The 1,437-nt window shown below is 71.1% G+C and carries 2 protein-coding genes and 1 rRNA gene; 2 read left to right on the forward strand and 1 reads right to left on the reverse strand.

Annotated elements, in window-relative coordinates; genetic code table 11:
* Positions 1–8: 8 nt before the first annotated feature.
* Positions 9–125, forward strand: a 5S ribosomal RNA gene (gene rrf / locus KBX39_RS31110).
* A gap of 348 nt (positions 126–473) precedes the next feature.
* On the opposite strand, the gene KBX39_RS31115 is transcribed toward rrf, so the two are convergent.
* Positions 474–1,151: a hypothetical protein gene (locus tag KBX39_RS31115; RefSeq protein ID WP_043331013.1), complete on the reverse strand. Its 678-nt coding sequence runs from the start codon at positions 1,149–1,151 to the stop codon at positions 474–476.
* Between the two features lie 69 nt (positions 1,152–1,220).
* Here KBX39_RS31115 and KBX39_RS31120 point away from each other — a divergent pair.
* Positions 1,221–1,437 (forward strand): class I tRNA ligase family protein (locus KBX39_RS31120; protein WP_210873981.1); only part of this gene is annotated, 217 nt, incomplete at its 3' end.

Consider the following 1,437-nt stretch of genomic DNA (forward strand, 5'->3'; position numbering starts at 1 on the left):
CATAGAGTTACGGCGGTCATGGCGGAGGGGAAACGCCCGGTCACATTCCGAACCCGGAAGCTAAGCCCTCCAGCGCCGATGGTACTGCACTCGGGAGGGTGTGGGAGAGTAGGACACCGCCGGACAAACATTCGATTCAGGGCCACCCCCGTGAGGGGGTGGCCCTGAAACGCGTCCACCCCGAAAACCGGTCCTCATGCCGGCGCGCGTGAACGGTGGACCACCCACCACTTCCCCGAACCGCCGAACCGGCCACCACTACCCCGTAATGGCGATCCGGGGGGCCGTTACGCCGAGGTGGCGGCAACGGCGTGCCGGGAATGCAGCCACCTCCCCGTAATGGCGAACCGGGCGGCCGTTGCGGGGAGCGGTCACCAGGGCGGGGACAGGCACCCGTCACCACGGCGACGTGACGGGGCGGGTGCCTGTCCCCTCGCCGTACTGGCGTGGACGAGTGCCCGCCGAGGTCGCGGTCAGCGCGTCTGGACGGACTCTCGGATGTCCCGGAACAGGGCCGCGGCGGCGTCGACCGTGCGGCCCGGGAACATGCCCATCACCACGCTGCCGTGATCGGCCCACCCGCAGACCGCGAAGTCACCGCCGTCGCCGCTCGTCGTACCGCACTTCATCACGCCACCCAAACGGCCGGCGTCCACCTCGCGCAGGCCCGCGACCCGGCCGGTCTCGTCGGCCATCAGCCCGAACAGGGTGTCCAGGTCGCGTTCGGGCTGCCAGAGCAGCGTGGTGCCGCCGAACAGCAGCACCGAGCGCTTGGCGTCCCCGCGGTCGGAGTAGACGGCACCGTAGCCGCGGTCCAGTTCGATGTCCGCGGCGAGCCCGTCGCGCAGGTAGTCGGCGGTGCTGCGGGCCCGCTCGCTGTCGTCGCGTACCAGCCCGGCGACCTCGGTGGGCTGACCGAGAGTGGTGTCCTTCTGCTGGAGCACCCGCCATCCACCGAGGCCGAGCACGCCGGCGCCGGCCAGGCCGGCCGCCAGCAGGGCGGCGAGGACGATCTTCCGGCGCCGGGAGACGGGCCGGCGTTCGGGCTCCTGCGCGGGGTCGCGGCGGCTCAGCTCGATCGGCTCTTCGGTCAGCTCGACCGGATCGGAACCCCCGTCGACCGGGCGCTCGGTGAGATGCGCGTCGGACATGACCGCCACCGTACGCGAATCACCGGTGGCGCACGTCAGGTCCTCGAAAGCGCTCCGTAGACTTTCAGGGTGACCGAGAGACTGGATGCCCGACGCCCCGACGCCCCGACCCTCGCCGGCCAGTACCAGCCCGGCGAGGTAGAGCAGCGACGGTACGAGCAGTGGGTAGCCGGCGGACACTTCCGGGCGTCGGCGGACAGCGAGAAGCCACCGTTCACCATCGTCATCCCGCCGCCCAACGTCACCGGCTCGCTGCACATGGGCCACGCGTTCGAGCACACGCTCA

It is taken from the genome of Micromonospora sp. D75 (genome assembly GCF_018070405.1).
GTDB classification, from domain to species: Bacteria; Actinomycetota; Actinomycetes; order Mycobacteriales; family Micromonosporaceae; genus Micromonospora; species Micromonospora chalcea.